The sequence below is a fragment of the Marinicella meishanensis genome (assembly GCF_019931145.1).
GTDB lineage: Bacteria > Pseudomonadota > Gammaproteobacteria > Xanthomonadales > Marinicellaceae > Marinicella > Marinicella meishanensis.
In genome coordinates this window covers 95,618-116,427 of sequence record NZ_JAIOUV010000009.1, presented here as the reverse complement: position 1 = coordinate 116,427, position 20,810 = coordinate 95,618, and the positions used below count along the sequence as shown (strand labels likewise).

Here is a 20,810-nt window from a genome sequence, read left to right as displayed (position 1 = left end):
CGAATGGGGATAATCGTTTTTTACAAGACATCACCAACAATTGGTGTACAATAAATTTCGTAGATGCAACACCCTGATTCACCATGAAAAAACTCTGTGCCACCCAATCTTACCAATTGCCTGCACTCAGGCAATACGTGGATTCGGTCAGCTTTTACCGCAATGAACACCACCAGGACAGTCAGTCCTTGCTGTTTGAGGGCTGTCCAGAAGGGGTGTTCGAGTTGATCTTTCAAAGTGACAATTCGGTGTGGCAAAAAGACCGTTGTGATGGCGTGTGGCGACGGCGGGACGAAGCTTTCCTTGGTGGCTTACACCAGCAAGGTTACCAGCTGAAACTGCCACCTGACACCGAGATCATGTCGGTGCGGTTCAAGCACGGTGCCTTCAAATATGTGTTTTCCGGCCGTTTGAATGACTTCATGAATCAAAAAGTGCCGATCAGTGAGTTGTGGTCACGGGCCGGTGTGCGTTTACAAAACAAACTGAAACAATGCGCCGATCCGCTCAGCAAGTTGCACACCATTGCCGATTTTTTGGAACCCAAAGTGCATGTCCGACAACACTCAGTCATCGATCAATCGGTGCAAGCCATATTGTCCTGTCAGGGCATGGTGGACATGGTGTCATTGGAACGGCAGTCGGCCTTGAGCACCGCCCAATTCAGAAAACGCTTTCGCGAAGAGGTGGGTTTGTCACCGAAAAAGTATGCCAAAGTGATCAAAGTTAACGCCATCTTGTCGGCCATGGAACGCGCCCAAGGACATCAGAAACTGACTGATATTGTGTATGATTTTGGCTACTTTGACCAATCCCATTTCATCAAAGATTTTAAATCGGTGGTTGGCAAAACCCCATCCAAATACCTCTCGGCCTGAGCACCTAAGGGCCCATCCTTCGGCTTCAATCCGCATGCCCCTAAGTGGACCTAACCGGGGCCATTTTTTAACTCATTGGGTTGAATTAAAAACCATCTAAATCAGTGATTTATGGATCATTATCTGGTTTGTCGATGCGCTCAAATGGATAATCGAAATTTACTATCAAGGGCCCATTCATTGTTATTTAATGGCGACTAGCGACTGAAAAGTTAAAAGTTGGTTAAGACGTCTCAACCTCCACCCTTTTGACCGACCAGTCTTTGGCATTATTTAACTTTGGAGAATTGAATGAAACAGAACTTTTTGACTGAAGCCATACGCCGCTCATTGATACTGGGTGTGGTGACGACCGGTGTCTACAGTCCGGCGTTGTGGGCCCAAGATGAGTCCGACGAAAACGTCGAAGAGCAAGGTAAAATCACGGTGACCGGTTCACGCATCAAACGCTCAGATGTGGAAGGGGCTTTGCCAATCACCGTCATCACCCGCGAACAAATTGAACTCAGTGGTGAGTCCAATGCGGCCGACTACATCCGCAATTTAACGTTCAACAGTTCGGGTTCATTCCGACCCCAATCGGGCAGTTCCGCCCAAGGTGAGGCCACGGTGTCATTGCGTGGCCTGGGTTCAGCCAGAACACTGGTTTTGATCGATAACCGCCGCTTGCCGAAATCACCTTCCACCGGTTCATCGCAAAATTTAAGCACCTTGCCCATGGGCGCCATTGAGCGCATCGAAGTGCTGTCAGATGGCGCTTCAGCGGTCTACGGCTCAGATGCCATCGGCGGGGTCATCAACATCATCACCCGTTCAGATTACCAAGGGGCAGAATTGATGCTGGGTACGGCTGACGTGTCGATTCCTGCCAACGGTGGTGAACGTGAAGAAGGCTCCATTGTGTTTGGTGCCTCGGCCGATCGCTCCAGCTTGTTGGCCGGGGTGTCATGGAATGATCGAGAAATTGTCTTCGCCAGAGATTTTCCATGGAACGTACCTGGTGCTTCGGTTTATGGCAACAGCTTCACCACCATCACCGACGGTTTTGACAACTTCAACTGGACTTCTTTTGCCAATGGCGCTGGCTGTGATTTTCCGGGCACGGGATTTTTCACCACGCCAAACGCCAACTCCCTGAATGGCACCCGATGTGCCTATGATTTCACTTTGGTGTCGGCCAATGAAGCGTCGACCGAAAACAAATCGTTTTATGCCAAGGCGACCCATGAAATCAATACCAACTGGGTGTTGTGGGCCAACACCACGTTTTCCCAAGCCGAATCATTTGGTCGGTATGCGCCGGTGCCTGATTCGTCATTTTTCTCGACCCCGCTGAGTGCCAACAGCCCGAACAACCCTACCAACCCCAATTCACCTTTGTATGACCCTTCCTTGGGCTTGGATCCGCAAGCCGTGAATTGGTGGCACCGCTTTGATGCCTTGGGTAATCGGGATGGCACAGTGACCTCACAACAGCTGGATTTCTTGATTGGCACCACTGGCCAAATCGGCCGGGCTGAAGTGGAGTTTGGCTTGCGGCACACCGACAACCGCGATGACACCGTGGGCAAAAACTACCTGCTGCGCTCAGCCGCGGTCAACCTGATTGAGTCCGGTGCTTACAACCTGGCCAATCCATACAACGCCCCAGACAGCGTCTTGAATGCCATGCGGATCACCATTTTCCGCGAATCAAAATACGACCAAGATGAGTTGTTTGGGTCGGTGGCCTTTGACCTGTTTGATTTGGATGGCGGTCCGGCATCGATGTATTTGGGTGCCGAATACCGAGAAGAGAAGTACTCGGATCAATACGATCCGCAGTCTGAGGCCGGCCAAGTGGGCGGTTCTTCGGGTAATTCAGCCGCGGGCAATCGCGACGTGACATCGTTGTTCTTTGAAGCCCTGTTTCCGGTGCTGGATAATTTGGAGTTCAACCTGGCCGGTCGTTATGATGACTACTCAGATTTTGGCGATAATTTTTCACCCAAGCTGTCGGTGCGTTGGCAACCATTGGATAATTTGACCGTGCGCGGTTCCTACGGCCAAGGCTTCCGGGCCCCAACCTTACCCGTATTGACCGCCAAGCCTTCATTCTCGGCCACCTCAGTGCGAGACCCACAATCCTGCGTCAATCAAGGCCAGGTCCCTACTTGTACGTTGCAAATCAATGACATCATCCAAGCCAACCCCAATCTGCAACCGGAAGATTCCGACCAGTTTTCACTGGGTGTGGCTTATGAACCGGTGGATTGGTTCAACTTCACCCTTGACTATTGGAACATCGAAATCAGCAACCGCATCCGTTCTTTCACGGCGCAATTCATTATCAATGCCGAAATCAATGGTGATCCCATTCCCGCTGGCTTGAGTTGCCAGCGCTCACCCAATGGTTCGATCACCCAGTGTTTTTCTGGCTTTGGTAACCAAGGTTTGGTTGAAACATCGGGATTGGACGTCAATGCCCGTTTCAACTACGCATTTTGGGGTGGTAACATGACCACCAACATCCAATTGAGCCATTTGCTGGACCAATCGGTTGATGGTGGCAGGGAGTTGGTCAAATCCCCCGGCGTGCCCGAGAATCGGGTGGTGGTGTCCAATCAGTATGCCATTGGAGATTGGAGCTTTGCTTACAACATCAATTACATTGGCGATCAGGATGCCGATGCCAACAACACCTCGGCACCGTCCTGGACCACCCACGATCTGCAGTTGAATTACCATGCCAATTGGGATGGTCGATTCACCTTGGGGGTGCGCAATGCCGGAGAGAAGTTCCCGCCCATTGGTCGTGGCAACATCGGCTCGCGCAATTACGACTTCAATTTGTATGATGGATTTGGGCGGGTGACTTACTTCAGATACACGCAAACTTTCTGACGTTTTGCTTGAATTGGTTGTGGTGCATGGACCGAAGTTCTCCAATCAGTGGGTCCATGCACGTTCGACCAACTTGTGCCATCACCACCAGCCAGCAATCCTTGACTCGGTTGTTGCGGTCAACATATGTTCTCTGACTCAAAAAATTGCATCTATCCAGTGAACACATCGGTGATGGCGCTTTTTTACACTGACCACCCCAGCTGCGGGTGCGGGTGAGGCCACTTCCTCTTGGGCTTCACCCACAAAAAAACCCAACAACCGCCTGGTCTGTTGGGTTTTTTTGTGGGCGTTGTGCCGGCCTATTTGAACACTTTGAATTCGGCGTAGCAGTTGTTGGTGACGTACAGCTCACCGTTTTGATTGACGCCCCAGTTGCCCTCGCATGGGTATTTGCCCTTGCTGATTTCGCGTTTGAATTTGACTTCTCGGAACGGGCCACGGGTGTCGCAAATTTTCAGCTCATTGCGGCGAGATTTGCATTTGATTTCAAAGCTTTCACTCACCGGCGGGGCTTGACTGCCCACTTGACCTGGATAAGTCATGAAGCGGGCCCGACAGCCGTCTTTCACCCAGATGCCGCTTTGGTCATAACCCCAGCGATTCTGACATGAAGTGTTGGACAGGTTCTGCACGAATTCCACCCCACCGGCGGTGGCGGCCTGACAGGTGTGGACCTGGCCAAAATTGGATTCACAGACCACTTCTTGTCCCCTGGGTTCGTTGTACCCTGGACCGCTGTTGGCGTTGCCTTGGTATTCGACCACCCTGAATTGGGCATGACAGCCATTGCGCACCCACAAACCGTGGCTGGAATAGCCCCAGTTGCCGCGACAACGGTCGCCAAAGAGGCCACCCATTTCTTGCACCAACTCCACGCTTTGCAAATCGGGAACCTGACAATGTTCGATGTAAGTACCTTGGGAGCGACACTCGACCAAGCCATCGCCATAACCTGGATTGTACGGGTCATTGAAACCACCGCTGACCACCAGGAAGTCGGCTTTGCAGCCATTGGACACCCAGACTTCATTCTGGTTGTAACCCCAGTTGCCGCGGCAGCTGCGGTGACTCAGTTGGTGGATCAAGGACACTTCAGCGCCATTGAGGTTGCGGGCGCAGGTTTGGCGTCGGTAGCTGTAAGACTCACAGCGGATGATGTGTTCGGTGGTGCCATAGTGATTTTGGTACCGGTCGATCTGGAATTCAGCGCGACAACCGTTGGTCACCCACACCCCATAATAATCGTAGCCCCAGTTGCCTTGGCAGCTGTTGTAGCCCATTTGTCGCACCAAACGCACCCCGCCTGAGGTATCGGCCCGACAATGTTGTCGCCCACCGCGGTATGATTCACAAACAAAGCGGTCACCCTGACCATAATTTTTCTGGCCCATGGATTTTTGCTGTTTGCTTTGGTTGTATTGTTCTTCGGTGGAATTATTTTCCGTGGACAGTTGCTCCAGTTCTTCGGCCGCTGATGTTTGGCTGTGAACTGGCCCAATGGCTGCTGTCAGCAGCACAGTGATCCAAACCAGGTATTGTTTCATGGTGTTCCTCCACATTGAATGATGCAATCATTTTAGCAAGTGAGGACCACTCGTGCAGGGCAAATTGTGAACAAGTGATTCAAGCATGGCCTGCTTGCAGCATTTCATGCATTTTTTGTTGTACCAGCTGCAAGGCTTTCAAGGGGCGCAGCATGACCTTGAAATCGGTGATCTGGCCTTGCTCGTTGCACTCGATCAAATCCACACCATTGATCACGGTGCCGTCGATTTGGGCTTGGAATTCCAGGGCAGCCTGGTGACCTGACAACACCTCACGCAGGTATTTGAAACCATTGGGCACCAACACTTGAAAGGCGGCGGCCAAATACATTTTGGTCAAGGGCTTGCCGGCCTGCGGGGTGTGCAGCACGGGTGAATGGAACACCACCTCATTGGCCAACAAAGCATTCAATGCCTCCAGATCGCCTTGTTGCAACACGTGGTGCCACCCGGTGATGGCTTGGTGGATGGGCCCTGATGCCGGATCGTGATTCATGCCAAATACCCGCCATCGATGGGCAAACTCACACCGGTGATGTAAGCAGCCGCCTTTGAGGCCAGAAACAGATACGCTGGGGCCATTTCTTCGGGTTGGGCCATGCGGCCCAAGGGAATTTGTGGCAGGATCATTTTCAGCATGGCTTCGTTTTGGGTCAGGGCTGAGGCGAACTTGGTGTCGGTCAAACCGGGCAACACGGCATTGACCCGGATGCCGAAGGCGGCGCATTCTTTGGCAAAGCTTTCGGTCATGGAGATGATCGCGGCTTTGGACGCCGAGTAGAGCGATTGGTTGAAACCACTGACCCGGCCGTTGACTGAGGCGGTGTTGATGATGACGCCGGATTTTTGCTCGCGCATCACCCGGCCGGCCAATTGACTCATGTGAAAATAACCCTCGATGTTGACTTCAATGGTTTTTTCCATGGCGGCATAGCCCATGTCCAGGACGTTGCCAAAATAGGGGTTGGCCGCGGCGTTGTTGATCAACACATCAATGCGGCCCAATTGTTGCACGACTTGATCGATCAATTGTTCGCGTGATTCGCGTTCGCCGTTGTGGCAGGTGATGGCCGTGGCTTGACCGCCGTTGGCACGGATCGCAGTGGCCACCGCATCGATGCCTTCCTGCGAGCGTGAGCTGACCACCACATGGGCGCCTTGCTCAGCGAATTGGTGGGCAATGGCTTCACCGATGCCGCGACTGGCGCCGGTGATGAGAACGACTTGCTGGTTGAATTGACTCATGGTTTCCTCTGTGTTTTGGGGCTGGGTTGTTTATGCAATTTGTTGCAGGGCTTGTTGCAGCATCAGATCCCGCACCAGGCCCAAGGGTTTGAAGGCTGGGTTGTCGGTCTGGCCGCGCTCATAGCGGTAAAAAATCTGTTGTACGATCACCGCCAGGCGAAACAGCCCATAGACATAATAATAGCGGTAGTCATCAATCGGCTGGCCACTGATGGTGGCGTAGTGTTGCACCACTTGATCGCGGGTCCACATGCCTGGCAGATGGGTTGGCATCATGCTCATTTGTTTGAGGTGATCCGAATCACCGGCTTCGATCCAGTAGGCCAGGGAACAGCCCAAATCCATCAGCGGATCACCGATGGTGGTCAATTCCCAATCCAACACCCCAATGATGCTGGCTTGGTCCAAGGGATCGAACACCACATTGTCGAATTTGTAGTCATTGTGGATCAGGGTGTATGAACGTTGGTCAGCGGGTTGGTGCTGACGCAACCACTGCATCACTGGCGGCGCCAAATCTTTTTCCGGGGCCACTTGTTGGTAGCGGTGAATCCAGCCGCTGATTTGCCGCTCAATGTAGCCTTGGCCTTTGTTCAGGTGCTGTAAGGCGGCAATCGGTGCTTGGTGTAAGCGGTGGTGCACACCGATCAACTCTTCACACAAATCACCCAAGTCAGCGCCTTGATAGACGTCGGGTAATTGTTGGCGGATGATGAGGCCGTGGATCGGTTTCATCAGGTAAAAATCGCGGTCGAATACCGCTGGATCCTGACACAGCAGCACCACTTCGGGGCACAAGGGAAAGCCGGGGTGCAGGTGTTTCAGCAAATCATGCTCGCGCTGCATGTTGTGCGCGCCTTGGGCCTTGGTGCCGGGTGGCGAGGTGCGCAAAATCCACTCATGGGCATCGTCGGTGACCGAGTAGGTCAGGTTGGAGGCGCCGCCTTTGAAGGCTTTAAAGGCCAGTTCGCCGGTCACCGGTAGCTGGCTTTGCAGGTAAGTGGCGATCTGGGCTTGTTGTTCTGGGTTCATGATTTGACTTGAATCAGTTGGTAAACGGCCAGCAACAAATTGGCCACGTATTGGTCGGCATTGATGTTCTTTTCCTGGTATTTCCAGGATTTCAGGTACCATTCCTGCAGCATCACCTTGAGCATGGCCGACACAAAATCCGGGTTGGTGCATTGGCTCAAGCCTTGTTGATTGGCGTCCAGGATGCGCTCCAGAATGGCCGTTTCCATGAATTGTTCGGAAGCAATGATGGTGTCCATCAAATCCCGGTCCAGGCTTTTGCATTCCATGAACACAAAATAGAACCATTTTTTCAGGCGTTCACTGAGGTAAATGTGGCGGGCCAACAATTCATTCAACTCAAATACGGGGTCTTGATGGCGGTATTCCTTGATCTTCAAACAGGTTTCGGCCATGTGAATCATCGCCGAGTGGATCATTTCGGCAATTTGGTTTTTGTTGGCAAAGTATTTGTACAAGCCGCCCATGCTGATGCCGGCTTCCTGACTCAAATCGCGCATGGTCATGGCTTTGAAGCCTTTGGACTGTGACAGTTTGAACACCGACTCAATGATGGTTTGGAATTTTTTGGTGGCGATGTTGCGGTTTTTCAGATTCAGTTTTTCGTGGTTCAGGTCAAACAAACAAGACCACTCATCGCCAATCAGGGCGCTGAATTCATCCAAGAATGTCTCGTGACTGAGGTTCATGGTTGGGCTTTAAGCAAACTCTTGGCCAGTGACAACTTGTGCACCTCATCGGGACCGTCATAAATGCGGGCGGCCCGCTCTTCGCGGTAATAAAAGGCCACGATGCTGTCATCGGTCATGCCCAGGGCACCCATCGATTGCAAGGCATTGTCCATCACCGTTTGCAGCATGTTGGCGCATTCAAATTTGATCATTGAAATGTGGTGCTTGGCGGCATCAAAGCCTTGTTCATCGACGATGCGGGCGGTTTCCATCACCAGTGCGCGGGAGGCGTTCATGGCGGCGAACGACTCGGCGATCTTGCTTTGGATCAATGCCTGGTCTGCCAAGGTGCTGGTGGGCGTGATTTGGCGGGTTTTGACGTGTGCACACATCAATTCAAAACAGCGTTTGGCGATGCCAATCCAACGCATGCAGTGTTGGATGCGGCCTGGCCCCAAACGCTGTTGGGCCATTTTAAAGCCAGCACCGCGTTGTCCAATCAGGTGGTTGGCCGGGACCCGGCATTGGTGGAAGGACACCTCACTGTGAGAATAATAGCCCGAGCCACTGTGGCCCATCACCGGGATGTTGCGCAGGTTTTGGTATCCAGGATTGTCCAGCGGCACAATGATCATGCTGGCGCGGCCGTGTTTGGGCGCCTCGGGATCGGTCACCGCCATGACAATGGTGAAGGCGGCGCCATCGGCGGCGGTGGTGAACCATTTGCGGCCATTGATCACCCAGTGGTCATCGATCAACTCAGCGGTGGTGTCCAGCAGGGTGGGGTTGGAACCAGCGGTGTGCGGTTCGGTCATGGCAAAACAACTGCGGATGTCACCTTGAGCCAAGGGCAGCAAGAACTGTTCTTTGATGAAGTCATTGGCATACAAATGCAGCAACTCGGCATTGCCGGCATCCGGGGCCTGGCAGCCAAAACAGTAGTGGCCGAGCGGGGACTGACCGGTGACTTCAGAAATCTGGCCCAATTGTTGGGTGCTCAGTGACATGCCACCAACCGAGGCCGGCAAGTTGGGGGCCCACAGACCCTGTTGTTTGACGAGGTCACGGATGGCGTCGAGTGCAGTGAACAGCGGCTCCCATTGTTGAGTCAACAACAAGGGTTCTTGTGGCATCACTCGCTCGCGCATGATGGTTGCAATGCGTTGCAACATGTTGGCAAATTGATCTTGGCTCATGTTCCTCTTTTTTTGATGGAAATCTGCATGACCGGCTGGTTGTTTTTTATGGTCTTGGGTCATTTCAGCGCCACACATTATACACAGATGGCGTGTAACGGGGTAATGCCCAGCCAGGGGCGGGATTTGTGGGCAATTGGTTTCTCACAACGACCATGATTATAACAAAAATCGAGCAGATGTTCGCTTTTTTTGCTATGATGCGCGCATGAACAAAAAAGTCATGGTAATCACTGGTGCGGCCAGTGGCTTGGGGCAGGCCATCGCCATGGTCGCCGCCAAAGAACAATACGACATCGCGGTGGTTGATGTGCAAGACCAAGCGGGGCAAGACACGGTCGCTGCCCTCAAGGATCTGGGTGTTGATGCGGCCTATTTTCATTCTGATGTGGGCCACGAAAGTGCCTTGATTGAGTTAAAAAATCAGGTGCTGGCCCATTTCGGGCAAGTGGACGTGCTGGTCAACAACGCCGGGGTGGGCGCCCAAGGCACGGTGATGGAAGCCACCGAAGCCCAGTGGCAACGTCAATGGCAGATCAATGTGATGGGTGTGGTGCGTGGCTGTCAAGCCTTCATTCCTGAATTGGCCCAAAGCCCCCAAGCGGCGATTGTCAATGTGGCCTCCTTTGCTGCCATCGCTTTGGCACCCGGCGTGGCCTCCTACAATGTGGCCAAGGCCGGGGTGTTGGCCTTGAGCGAATCCTTGCGTGGTGAAGTGGCGCAGGACGGCATCCATGTGACGGTGGTGTGTCCGGCATTTTTCAAAACCAATTTGGTTGCCTCCATGCACGATGCCAATGACAAAGTCAGGAATCAAATCAACCGTTGGATGGACAACTCCAATTACACAGCTGAGGACGTTGCCAACATGACATTGGCGGCCGTCAAACAGCGTCGCTTCATGGTGTTGTGTGACAGCCAAACCCGCTGGCAGTGGCGGGTGGCTCGTTGGTTCCCCAATTATTTCTTCAAGCAAAAACTGAAAATGGTTAAGAGGATGTTCAAATGAGTGAGACGGCAAACAACTGGATGATTTATGGCGCCACCGGTTATTCGGGGCAACTCATCGTCAAACAAGCGGTCAAAGCCGGCTTGCGGCCGGTGTTGGCTGGTCGCAGTGAGGACAAAGTCAAGACTTTGGCAGCGCAGCATGGCTTGGAATATCGGGTGTTCAGCATCGACATGTTGGCCCAATCAGATGCCTTGATTGTGGGCATGGATTTGGTGCTCAATTGTGCCGGCCCATTTTCCCAAACCGCTGAAGTGATGATGCAAGCCTGTCTCAAACAACGGGCTCATTACCTGGACATCACCGGCGAAATCGAGGTGTTTGAGTTGGCAGCCAGTCTGGATGAGGCGGCCAAGACCCAAGGTGTGGTGCTGTGCCCCGGGGTGGGTTTTGATGTGATCCCCACCGATTGTGTGGCGGGCTATTTGCAGGCCCAGATGCCCGAAGCCACCCACTTGGCGTTGGGTTTTGATTCACGTTCTGGTTTCAGTCCAGGCACCGCCAAAACCTCGGTCGAGGCGCTGCCGCAAGGTGGTAAGATCCGTGAAAATGGGGTGATCAAAACCGTGCCCTTGGCGGCCAAAACCCGTCGCATTGATTTTGGTGGCGGAGAAAAACTGGCCATGACCATTCCCTGGGGCGATGTGTCCACGGCCTTTCACAACACCGGCATCCCCAACATCGAAGTGTACATCCCGGCTTCACCCGGCATGATCAAACAAGTCAAGCGCATGAATTGGCTCAAGCCGATTCTGAAGTGGGGATTGGTGCAAAACTTCTTGAAAAAACGCATCGATAAAAAAGTCAAAGGACCGGATCAAGCCACCCGTGATAAGTTAACCACCTTCGTGTGGGGTGAAGTGAAAAACGAAGCAGGAGAGGTCAAAACCCATCGCATTGAAGTGGCCAATGGTTACAACCTCACAGCCACGGGTTCGGTGCATGTGACCCAAGCCTTGTTGACCACTCATCGGCAAGCCACTGGCTACCACACCCCCAGCACCCTGTTGGGTGTGGACTTGATTGAACAGCTGCCAGGCACAAAAATCCTTGAAAATTAGCGCTTTATTAAACAAAAATTGGTATCATGACTCCCACCAGCAGAGGGAGCGTACCAATGAAAAATACATTTTTGATCATTTTTTTATGGATCACCGTGGGTTTGGCACAGGCCCAAATCAAACCAGCCGATGGCTTGTGGCGGACCACCGATGACCCAGACATCGGTTCAGGTATGATGATGATCACCCAAGGTGGCATCACCTTGGCCACAGTGTTCAGTTACACCCCAGATGGTGAGCCACGCTGGTATTTGGCCGTGGGATCGATCGACGAGAATGGCCGCTTTGCGGCTGAATTGAAAGAAACCACGGATGGCACCAGCATTTTGGTCAGCAACCCGCCTTCGGCATCTTACTTGCCCACCGCACGGCAGTTGACCATTGATTTTTATGGTTCACAAACCGCGTCATTCCTAATCGATGACCAACCCATCAAAACCATGCAGTCAATGAATTTTGCTTACCCGACCTGGGACACCGAACACCAAACTTTGACCGATGGCACCAACTACCAAGTGGCCGATCCAACTGGCACCTGGCTGGTGGGCGGTGTGGATTCAGACTTGGCGTTTGTGTTGGATCTGGTGGCAGCCAATGACGAATCAGGCAACGCGGCCTTTTTAGAGAAAACCTTTGTCAGCACCCACCCCAGCACCGATGGTTGGGAGCTGCGCTGTCCTTGGCAATTCATCCCCAACACCTTGCCCTTTTCACAACCGTTTTGCACCCTGGATCGCCGCCAGGAGAGCGAACCTTTGTTGAATGTGTCTTTTGCTGATTTGGGCGTCAAACAAATGCAATTGGTGGCTGCCGATGAATCACAATCATTCACTGGTTTTCGCCCATCCAGTGCCTCTTTACAACCGAATGACGGTTACTGGCGGCCTGAAGACGACCCCGATGTCGGCGGTGGTTTGGTGCTGGTCAGCCAAGGTCCCTACACCGTGGTGCTGATGTACTCATACGATGAAGCCGGCAACGCGGCCTGGTCAATCGCGGCTGGGGCATTCGACGCCAACGGCTTGCTGCAAACCGAATTGCGCAGCACTGTAGGCGGTTCGCCGATTGGTATCGACGGCAAAACTTCAGCGACTTACACCGATCAAATCCAGCAACTGGAAATTCAATTGCTGGGCACCGAGCTGGCCACCTTCAGCGTCGATGGTTCGCCGGTGAAACACATCCAGAATGTGAATTTTGGCATTGAGTTGTTTAAGACCGAGCAGTTGATGATTAATGATAAAAAGTACTCTTTTCCAGACCAGACTGGCCGGTGGGTTGTGGTTGACAATGAATTGAATCTATTAGATGTGATTGACTTGAGTTTCTTTGAGCCCAATAGCCGCATTTCTCCCGCTGTTCCTTGGTATTTAGGGGCCAGAGGATATGAATCCTTCGATCAAAACAATGAAGCCGGTTCATTTGGACTGAGTATGATTTGTACTGTTACAAGAGAGGGTTTCGACCTACTGCCAAGCTACATACAACCCAACTGCACGGCAAATTTCGGGTTAAGTCAATCTGATTTTTCTACCAATGGGAAAGTCTATTTTCAAGACATTGGGATGAATGTCTTTACCATGTATTTGGGCCAAGCTGATGGCATTGATTACAGTGGAATTGATCGAGAATCAGATAATCTAACTTTTTATCGGCTGAGGTAAATCTCACAACCAGAATTAAGACAAAAACTGTTTCGACAGTTCATCCAAGAACGCGCGCTGTTTCTCATCGAGGAACGGCGCGATCATTTGTAGGATGTGAAAAATACCGTGCGACAGTTTCTTTTGCTCATCGAAGTTGTCATCAAAAATTGCCACCGAATAGTTCAACCAGAAAGTTGAGGTGAGGGCGATTTGGTCGGCCAGGTTGGCGGTGGTGCGCTGATCGGCCGAGATCACCCCGTCCAGACGCAACTGTTCCAGGATGCGCAATGCGGTTTGTGATTTCAAGGCCAGGATGTGGCGAAAGTGGCGCTTGAGAAACTCAATGCGGTTCATCAACTGAATCAGGTTCCGGTACAAGAACCGGTATTCCACGATCACATCAAACACCATGTTCAAGTACAACCACATGTCCTTCATTGAGGCATGGTTCAGGTCATTGGATTCGAGCACGGCTTTGATCTTCTTTTCATACTGCAAGAAGATTTGCCAAATGATGTCGTCTTTGCTTTTGTAGTGGTAATAGAGGTTGCCAGGACTGATGTCCATTTCATCGGCAATGTGGTTGGTGGTCACATTGGGCTCACCTTCCTCGTTGAACAAAACCAAGGCGGTGGCCAATATGCGCTCCTTGGTTTTCAATTATTCGCTCAGTTTTTCGACCAGGTCCACGTATTGTTGTTTGGCCTCATCGCCGTCCATGCCTTTGAGCTGTTCCCAAGCTTCATATTTGGCAGCGCCCACGAAATCAAAAAAGCCCGGTTTGTCGCCTTGGACGTCACCGGTTGAACCTTGTTTATACAAGGCATACAGCTTCAGCAAAGTGGCATCATCTGGGCGTTTGGACAAACTTTTTACCGCAATCTGTGCATTCTCAAATGCATCACTTAATTCAGTCATGTTATGATTATCGGAAATTGAATAAGCATCATTTGACACGATTTTAATTCATCGGTCAATCAAATAACGGGAGAAAATTAATGTCATATTTCGTCACGGGTGCCACAGGCTTTATCGGTCGTCACTTCCTCAAAAAATTGTTCGCGAGGTCAGGACACATCTACCTGTTGGTCCGTTCCGGTTCGAAAACCAAAATGAAAAAGATGCTGGAGGATATGGGTGCGCCGATGCGCCGCATTGATTTGGTGACCGGAGATTTGACCCGCAACAGTCTCGGCGTGAGCAAGAAAAACCGCGACCAAATGACCGGCAAGGTCAAGCATTTTTATCATTTGGCGGCCATCTATGACATGAAAGCCGGCCTGGACGAACAAATGGCGGCCAATGTCGATGGCACCTCACACGCGGTGCACTTGGCCGAAGCCATCAAGGCCAAATGCTTCCACCACGTCTCATCGATCGCCGCTGCGGGTATGTACCCCGGGGTGTTTCGCGAGGACATGTTCGACGAAGCCGAAGATTTGGATCATCCGTATTTCAAAACCAAACACGAATCCGAAGGGGTGGTTCGGCACACTTGCCAAATCCCCTACCGGATTTACCGACCCGCCATGGTCCTGGGCCATTCCAAGACCGGTGAAATCGACAAAATTGACGGCCCATATTACTTCTTCAAACTGATCCAGAAACTGCGCAACACCTTCCCCAAATGGATGCCGATGATGGGCATCGAGGGCGGCCGTTTGAACATGGTGCCGGTCGATTATGTGGTTGATGCGCTGGATCACATTTCACACAAGCCTGGTTTGGATGGCGGCTGTTTCCATTTGACCGACCCCAACCCCAAACGCATTGGCTCGGTTTTGAACATCTTCGCTGATGCCGCCAACGCACCGCAAATGAACATGCGGGTGGATGCCCGCATCTTTAACTTCATCCCCGGCGCGGTGAAGCAGGGCTTGATGATGCTGTCACCGGTGAAGCGCATCCGGGCCCAAATTTTCAATGACTTGGGGATTCCCCCCGGCATTTTGAGCTTCATCAATTACCCGACCCGGTTCGATGATCGGGAAACCCAAAAAGCGTTGAAAGGCTCGGGCATCAAGTTGCCAAAACTGAAAAGCTATGCCTGGCGTTTGTGGGATTACTGGGAGCGCAACCTGGACCCGGATTTGTTCATCGACAAATCCCTCTCTGGCCGGGTCAAAGACAAACGGGTGATGGTCACCGGCGCCACTTCCGGCATCGGTTTGGCGGTGGCGGAAATGCTGGCCGAGGCCGGCGCTCACCTGATCATCGTCGCCCGCGGTGAAGACAAATTGAAAGAAACGGCCAAAGCCTTGAAGAAAAAAGGCGTTAAAGTGTCGCCCTATGTGGCCGACCTGTCCAGCGAAAAATCGGCCAATTCCTTGGTCAAGAACGTGTTGAAAGATTTGGGTGGGGTGGACATTCTGGTGAACAACGCCGGTCGCTCCATTCGCCGTTCGATTGCGCTGTCTTATGACCGGTTCCATGATTTTGAGCGAACCATGGACTTGAACTATTTCGGCTCCTTGCGCTTGATCATGGGCTTTTTGCCAGGCATGTCAGAGCGACGGGCCGGGCACGTGATCAACATTTCTTCCATCGGGGTGTTGACCAATGCCCCCCGATTTTCTGCCTACGTCGCTTCCAAAGCGGCATTGGACGCGTTCTCACGCTGTGCGGCTGCCGAATACAATGATCTGAATGTGGCCTTCACCACCATCAACATGCCGTTGGTCAGAACACCGATGATCGCGCCGACCAAGATGTACAACAACGTGCCGACCATTTCGCCCGAGGAAGCGGCCTTGTTCATCAAAGATGCCATCATTCGACGGCCCCAACGCATTGCCACCCGCTTGGGTATTTTTGCCCAAGTGATGCACGCGGTGATGCCAAAATCGATGGAAGTGATGATGAACACCGCATTCAACATGTTCCCAGATTCCGCGGCGGCCCGCGGCGATACCAGCAGTGCCCCACGTGAGGTGTCACCAGAACAAATGGCCTTTGCCAGTTTGATGCGCGGCGTGCACTGGTAACCGTGAACCGGATGCCGCAGAAAATTCTTTACAGAAATTTACTGCGGCAATCGTTACAATACAGGCAAATTTTTTTACAGCCGATTCCATAGGAGTGTATGCGTGTTTGAAATAGTCAGCAGCGGTGGTGTGGTGATGATCTTTTTGCTGATCTTGATGGCCTTGGCCATGATGATCGTGGGTGAAAGGTTTTGGTCTTTGCGTGACAAAGAAATCATTCCGCAAGAATTGCCCGACCAAGTGATTGAATGGTCGAAGAAAAAACACCTGGATGACAAACACATCGACCAATTGGGTGAGACTTCACCGTTGGGCTTTTTGCTGGCGGTGGCCTTGCGCAAACGCCACGATGAGCGGGATGAAATCATCGAAGCGGTGGAAGACGCCGGGCGACATGTTTCGCATCAATTGGAAAAACCACTGAACTGGTTGAATGCCATCGGTGAAGTGTCACCTTTGTTGGGCTTGTTGGGCACCGTGATCGGCATGATGAAGGTGTTTGCCAACATCATGGAATTCGGTGTCGGCAATGCCAATCAATTGGCTGGCGGCATTTCGCAAGCCTTGACCACCACTGCGGCCGGTTTGATTGTGGCCATTCCAGCGGTGTTGTTTTACCGCCATTTCAAGAACAAGATTGCCGATCAAACCATCGTCATGGAGCAGCAGGTCATGCAGTTGATTGATGCCATCTCCAAAAGTCGGTCATGAAAATTTCCAGCCAACAAAATGAGGGCAGTAAACTCAATTTAACGCCATTGATTGATGTGGTGTTTTTGTTGTTGATCTTTTTCATGGTCAGCACCACCTTTGAAAAGCAGGCCAAATTAAAGATCGAGTTGCCAGAGGCCAGCGCCAAACCGACCACCACAGAAGCCCAAGATCTGGTCATTTCCATCAGTCAAAAAGGGGTGTTTTTCGTCAACAACAACGAATTGGTCAATGCGCAAAGGCAATCCCTGCAAAACGCCCTGCAAAACACCGTGGCCGATGCGCGGGACATGCCGGTGATCATCCGGGCTGATGCCAATGTGGCGCACAAGCACGTGGTGATGGCGATGGATGTGTTGGGTGCCATGGGTTTTGCCAAAGTGTCCATGGCCACCACCCAAGCCAGTGATGCTCAGTGAATAAAACCCCGCATCAGTCAACCTATCTCGGGTTGTTGCGCTATGTGAAACCCTATCGCCTGGTGTTCACGGCGGCCATCATTGGAGCCATCATCGATGCGTCCATGAAAGCCTTTTTCATCTGGTCATTGTCATACATCTTGGAACACGCCTTTGAACAACAAGACCCCATGTGGATCAAAGGCATCCCCTTGTTTGTGATCACCGTGTTTTTGATCCGCAGTGTGGGCAACTTTGCCGCCGCATACGGCTTCACCTGGGTGGGGCGCAAAATCATCAACGACTTGCGCAGTGCAGTGTTTGGTCAATATTTGCAATTGCCACAACGGTTTTATGACCAACATTCCGCCGGCGGATTGATCTCGCGCATCACCTATGACATTGAACAAATGGCCAATGGGGTGTCGAAAAACTTTGTCATCATCATCCGGGAAATGCTGACCATCGTGTTTTATTTGATGGTGATGTTCTACTATTCCTGGGAGTTGGCCTTGGCGGCCTTCGTGGCCTTTCCGATCATCGGCTTGATCATTCGCCTGGTCAACAAGCGCTTTCGGCGCATCGGTCACGGCATCCAACAATCGATCGCCCGCATCACCCAAACCGTGGAAGAGGTGGTCAAAGGCCATAAAATCGTGAAAATCTTTAAAGGCCAACAACAAGAGTCAGAGAAGTTTGCACAAAACATCAACAACAACCGCCAGCTCCAAGTCAAGATCGTCGCCACCCAAGAGGTCATGTCATCGATCAATCTGATGCTGGTGGCGGTGGCCTTGTCCTTCATCATGTATGTGGCGGCCACTTCAAGCATGAGCGCGGCCAATTTTATGTCATTCATGATGGCCATGTTGGCTTTGATGCCAACCATCAAAAACCTGTCGGCGGTGTTTTCCACCATCCAAACCACTTTAGCCGCGGCTGACAGTGTCATGGATGTGCTGGCTGAACAACCCGAGAAAGACACCGGCAGCCAATCCTTTCAAGCCGACCAAGTGGGTATTGTGTTTGAGCAGGTGGGTTTTTCATACGACGGCGAAACCACGGCTTTGCACGGCATCAACCTGGATTTAAAAGCGGGCCAAAGCGTGGCCTTTGTCGGTGCTTCCGGTGGTGGCAAAACCACTTTGGTGAATTTGGTGCCGCGGTTTTATGATGTCACCAACGGTCGCATCTTGGTCAATGGAGCCAACATCCAGGACTTCACCCTGAGCAGTTTGCGTGATCACATCTCGGTGGTCAGTCAAGAAGTGATTCTGTTCAATGACTCGGTGCGCAACAACATTGCCTACGGGGCCCAAGCCAATCACAGTGAGGCTGACATCGTTCAGGCGGCCAAGCAAGCCAATGCCTGGTCATTCATTGAACAATTACCCGATGGACTGGACACCGAATTGGGTGACAATGGTACCCGGTTGTCGGGTGGCCAGCGGCAACGCATCGCCATTGCCCGCGCCATCCTCAAGGATGCACCGGTGTTGATCCTCGATGAGGCAACGTCGGCTTTGGACACCGAATCAGAAAAGCACATTCAGTTGGCTTTGGAACAATTGATGAAAAACCGCACCACTTTGGTGATCGCCCACCGCCTGTCCACCATCGAAAACGTCGATCAAGTGGTGGTTTTGGATGCCGGCCAAGTGGCCCAGATGGGCAGCCACGATCAACTGATGGCTGAGCCCGGAATTTATGCCCAGCTGCAGCAAAGTCAACAAATCAACAACGGAATCACAGTGCATGAATGAGACCCGCATCAGACAACGGTGGTATGGCGATGGACCGATCCACTGGTGGCACAAGTTGGGGGCCTGGGTGTTCTCCCGCTTGGTGGCACTGCGCGGTTGGTTGTATCGGGTCGGCTTGAAACGGACGCATAAGGTCAATGTGCCGGTGCTGGTCGTGGGCAACATCACCGCTGGCGGTGGTGGCAAAACGCCGATGGTGATTTGGTTGGCACAGCATTTGCAAACTTTGGGGTACAAGCCTGGCATCGTGTCGCGTGGCTATGGGGGTAAGCGCAAAGTGGAGCCCATGTTTGTGACCGCCAACGCCAACCCAGCGGCCTCGGGCGATGAGCCTTTGTTGATGGCCAAAAAAACCCAATTGCCGGTGATGGTGGGTAAAGACCGGGTCAAAGCCTGCAGGATGCTGATCAAAAACTATTCGGTGAACGTGCTTGTGGCAGATGACGGCTTGCAACACTTGGCCTTGGGGCGGGATGCCGAAATTGTGATGCTGGATGCCCGCTGGCGCACCGGAAATCACCAAATGATTCCTGCCGGGCCCTTGCGTGAACCGCTGGAACGCTTGAATTCGGTCGATTTGGTGGTGTTCAAAGGCCACATGGAAGACCAGCACCATTATGAAATTGGCCTGGCTGGCATCCACCAATTGAACCACCCCAGCGTGACCCAGGACGTGGCCGAATTTCGCAACAAAAAAGTGGTGGCCATGGCTGGCATCGCCAACCCGGACAGTTTCTTTTCGCTGTTGGCAGCGGCCGGCATGGCCATTGTCAAACAACCCTTGCCTGACCACCATGATATCAGCGAAGCGGATTTCGCCCCATATGAGGACACCGCGGTGTTGATCACCGAAAAAGATGCGGTCAAATGTGAAAACATGAATTTGCCTCATGTGTGGGTGGTGAAAATGGATCTGCACATGCCAGCAGCCACCCGCCAAGCAATGGATGATTTGATTCAACGGGTGATGTCATGAATGAATTTGCCGATAAAGAATTCGAATTCGTGGTGTGCATCCCGGCGCGTTATGCCTCAACCCGTTTGCCCGGCAAGCCCCTGATTGAACTGAAAGGCAAAGCCCTGGTGCTGTGGGCCGCAGAGGCCGCGGCCCAATTGGGTGCCAAAGAAGTGGTGGTGGCCACCGATGATGAGCGCATCCTGGCAGTGGTGCAGCAGCACGGGCATCAAGCCGTGATGACCCGCCAAGACCATGCCACGGGCACCGATCGCATTGCTGAATGTGCCGAGTTGATGGGCTGGGACGATGACACTTGGGTGCTGAACTATCAGGGCGATGAACCCAACATTCCCAAAGCCAACGTGCAGCAAGTGATTCAAGTGGTGCAAGCCAATCCGCGGGCCAGCATCGGCACCCTCTACCAACCCGTCCAATCCACAGCCGATTTGTTCAACCCCAATGTGGTGAAATTGGTGACCAATGAACAACAGGAGGCCATGTACTTCAGCCGGGCACCCATTCCTTGGGTGCAAGCCGAATTCAATTCTTTAGACCCCCAATCAAATCAGTTGCCGACGGCTGTTAGTTTTAAGCACCACATCGGTCTGTATATGTATAAGGTGAACTTTTTGCGCCAATTCAGCCAAGCGCCGATGGCCGCTTTGGAGCAAGCTGAATCATTGGAGCAACTGCGGGCTTTGGCCATGGGCAAAGTCATTGTGGCGGCTGCGGCGGTGGCGCCGATGCCGCATGGCATTGACACCGCAGCGGATGTGGCACGGTTCGAAAACAATTGAAATATACAATAATGTAAAATAATAACCAACC

The 20,810-nt window shown here is 52.3% G+C and carries 19 protein-coding genes; 11 read left to right on the top strand and 8 right to left on the bottom strand.

Features of this window, described 5'->3' with window-relative positions:
- The first annotated feature begins 83 nt into the window (after positions 1-83).
- Together K7G70_RS15055 and K7G70_RS15050 are read left to right on the top strand one after the other, a co-directional pair.
- Positions 84-878: a helix-turn-helix domain-containing protein gene (locus K7G70_RS15055; protein ID WP_223789474.1), complete on the top strand. Its 795-nt coding sequence runs from the start codon at positions 84-86 to the stop codon at positions 876-878.
- A gap of 291 nt (positions 879-1,169) precedes the next feature.
- A complete protein-coding gene (locus K7G70_RS15050; protein ID WP_223789473.1) occupies positions 1,170-3,761 on the top strand; it encodes a TonB-dependent receptor plug domain-containing protein in 2,592 nt (863 codons plus the stop codon).
- Between the two features lie 302 nt (positions 3,762-4,063).
- Here the strand turns inward: K7G70_RS15050 and K7G70_RS15045 are convergent, their stop codons facing one another.
- The 6 genes from K7G70_RS15045 to K7G70_RS15020 all read right to left on the bottom strand — a co-directional run bounded on the left by K7G70_RS15045 (position 4,064) and on the right by K7G70_RS15020 (position 9,452).
- Positions 4,064-5,308, bottom strand: a complete 1,245-nt coding sequence (locus tag K7G70_RS15045) for a DUF3011 domain-containing protein (RefSeq protein ID WP_223789472.1) — start codon at positions 5,306-5,308, stop codon at positions 4,064-4,066.
- 79 nt (positions 5,309-5,387) lie between these two features.
- A complete protein-coding gene (locus K7G70_RS15040; protein ID WP_223789471.1) occupies positions 5,388-5,804 on the bottom strand; it encodes a nuclear transport factor 2 family protein in 417 nt (138 codons plus the stop codon).
- The gene (locus K7G70_RS15035) at positions 5,801-6,553 is read right to left on the bottom strand and encodes a glucose 1-dehydrogenase (protein WP_223789470.1); all 753 of its coding nucleotides are present in this window, start codon (positions 6,551-6,553) and stop codon (positions 5,801-5,803) included. Before K7G70_RS15035 ends, K7G70_RS15040 begins: the two co-directional genes overlap by 4 nt.
- A gap of 30 nt (positions 6,554-6,583) precedes the next feature.
- On the bottom strand, positions 6,584-7,585 hold the full coding sequence (locus K7G70_RS15030; RefSeq protein ID WP_223789469.1) for a phosphotransferase family protein: 1,002 nt from the start codon (positions 7,583-7,585) through the stop codon (positions 6,584-6,586).
- A complete protein-coding gene (locus K7G70_RS15025; RefSeq protein ID WP_223789468.1) occupies positions 7,582-8,274 on the bottom strand; it encodes a TetR/AcrR family transcriptional regulator in 693 nt (230 codons plus the stop codon). The genes K7G70_RS15030 and K7G70_RS15025 overlap by 4 nt, the downstream gene beginning before the upstream one ends.
- The gene (locus tag K7G70_RS15020) at positions 8,271-9,452 is read right to left on the bottom strand and encodes an acyl-CoA dehydrogenase family protein (protein ID WP_223789467.1); all 1,182 of its coding nucleotides are present in this window, start codon (positions 9,450-9,452) and stop codon (positions 8,271-8,273) included. The genes K7G70_RS15025 and K7G70_RS15020 overlap by 4 nt, the downstream gene beginning before the upstream one ends.
- A gap of 208 nt (positions 9,453-9,660) precedes the next feature.
- Here K7G70_RS15020 and K7G70_RS15015 point away from each other — a divergent pair, with 208 nt between their 5' ends.
- Genes K7G70_RS15015 through K7G70_RS15005 form a run of 3 tightly spaced genes read left to right on the top strand, consistent with a single transcriptional unit; the run spans position 9,661 to position 13,186 of the window.
- Positions 9,661-10,461 carry an SDR family NAD(P)-dependent oxidoreductase gene (locus tag K7G70_RS15015; RefSeq protein WP_223789466.1) on the top strand — a complete coding sequence of 267 codons (801 nt, stop codon included), beginning with the start codon at positions 9,661-9,663 and terminating at the stop codon, positions 10,459-10,461.
- Positions 10,458-11,522, top strand: a complete 1,065-nt coding sequence (locus K7G70_RS15010) for a saccharopine dehydrogenase family protein (protein ID WP_223789465.1) — start codon at positions 10,458-10,460, stop codon at positions 11,520-11,522. Before K7G70_RS15015 ends, K7G70_RS15010 begins: the two co-directional genes overlap by 4 nt.
- A gap of 56 nt (positions 11,523-11,578) precedes the next feature.
- Positions 11,579-13,186, top strand: coding sequence for a hypothetical protein (locus K7G70_RS15005; RefSeq protein ID WP_223789464.1), 1,608 nt, complete (start codon positions 11,579-11,581; stop codon positions 13,184-13,186).
- 15 nt (positions 13,187-13,201) lie between these two features.
- On the opposite strand, the gene K7G70_RS15000 is transcribed toward K7G70_RS15005, so the two are convergent.
- Entirely contained in the window at positions 13,202-13,828 is a 627-nt protein-coding gene (locus tag K7G70_RS15000) for a TetR/AcrR family transcriptional regulator (protein WP_223789463.1), read from the bottom strand.
- On the bottom strand, positions 13,829-14,086 hold the full coding sequence (locus K7G70_RS14995) for an acyl-CoA-binding protein (RefSeq protein WP_223789462.1): 258 nt from the start codon (positions 14,084-14,086) through the stop codon (positions 13,829-13,831).
- Between the two features lie 80 nt (positions 14,087-14,166).
- On the opposite strand from K7G70_RS14995, the gene K7G70_RS14990 reads away from it, so the two are divergent.
- The 6 genes from K7G70_RS14990 to kdsB all read left to right on the top strand — a co-directional run bounded on the left by K7G70_RS14990 (position 14,167) and on the right by kdsB (position 20,779).
- Positions 14,167-16,152, top strand: coding sequence for an SDR family oxidoreductase (locus tag K7G70_RS14990; protein ID WP_223789461.1), 1,986 nt, complete (start codon positions 14,167-14,169; stop codon positions 16,150-16,152).
- A 102-nt stretch (positions 16,153-16,254) separates the two neighbouring features.
- The gene (locus tag K7G70_RS14985; protein WP_223789460.1) at positions 16,255-16,863 is read left to right on the top strand and encodes a MotA/TolQ/ExbB proton channel family protein; all 609 of its coding nucleotides are present in this window, start codon (positions 16,255-16,257) and stop codon (positions 16,861-16,863) included.
- Complete coding sequence (locus K7G70_RS14980; RefSeq protein WP_223789459.1) at positions 16,860-17,282, top strand: ExbD/TolR family protein; 423 nt, start codon at positions 16,860-16,862, stop codon at positions 17,280-17,282. Before K7G70_RS14985 ends, K7G70_RS14980 begins: the two co-directional genes overlap by 4 nt.
- Entirely contained in the window at positions 17,279-19,024 is a 1,746-nt protein-coding gene (gene msbA / locus K7G70_RS14975) for a lipid A export permease/ATP-binding protein MsbA (RefSeq protein WP_223789458.1), read from the top strand. The genes K7G70_RS14980 and msbA overlap by 4 nt, the downstream gene beginning before the upstream one ends.
- Positions 19,017-20,000 carry a tetraacyldisaccharide 4'-kinase gene (gene lpxK, locus K7G70_RS14970; RefSeq protein ID WP_223789457.1) on the top strand — a complete coding sequence of 328 codons (984 nt, stop codon included), beginning with the start codon at positions 19,017-19,019 and terminating at the stop codon, positions 19,998-20,000. Before msbA ends, lpxK begins: the two co-directional genes overlap by 8 nt.
- A complete protein-coding gene (gene kdsB, locus K7G70_RS14965) occupies positions 19,997-20,779 on the top strand; it encodes a 3-deoxy-manno-octulosonate cytidylyltransferase (protein WP_223789456.1) in 783 nt (260 codons plus the stop codon). The genes lpxK and kdsB overlap by 4 nt, the downstream gene beginning before the upstream one ends.
- Positions 20,780-20,810 lie beyond the last annotated feature (31 nt).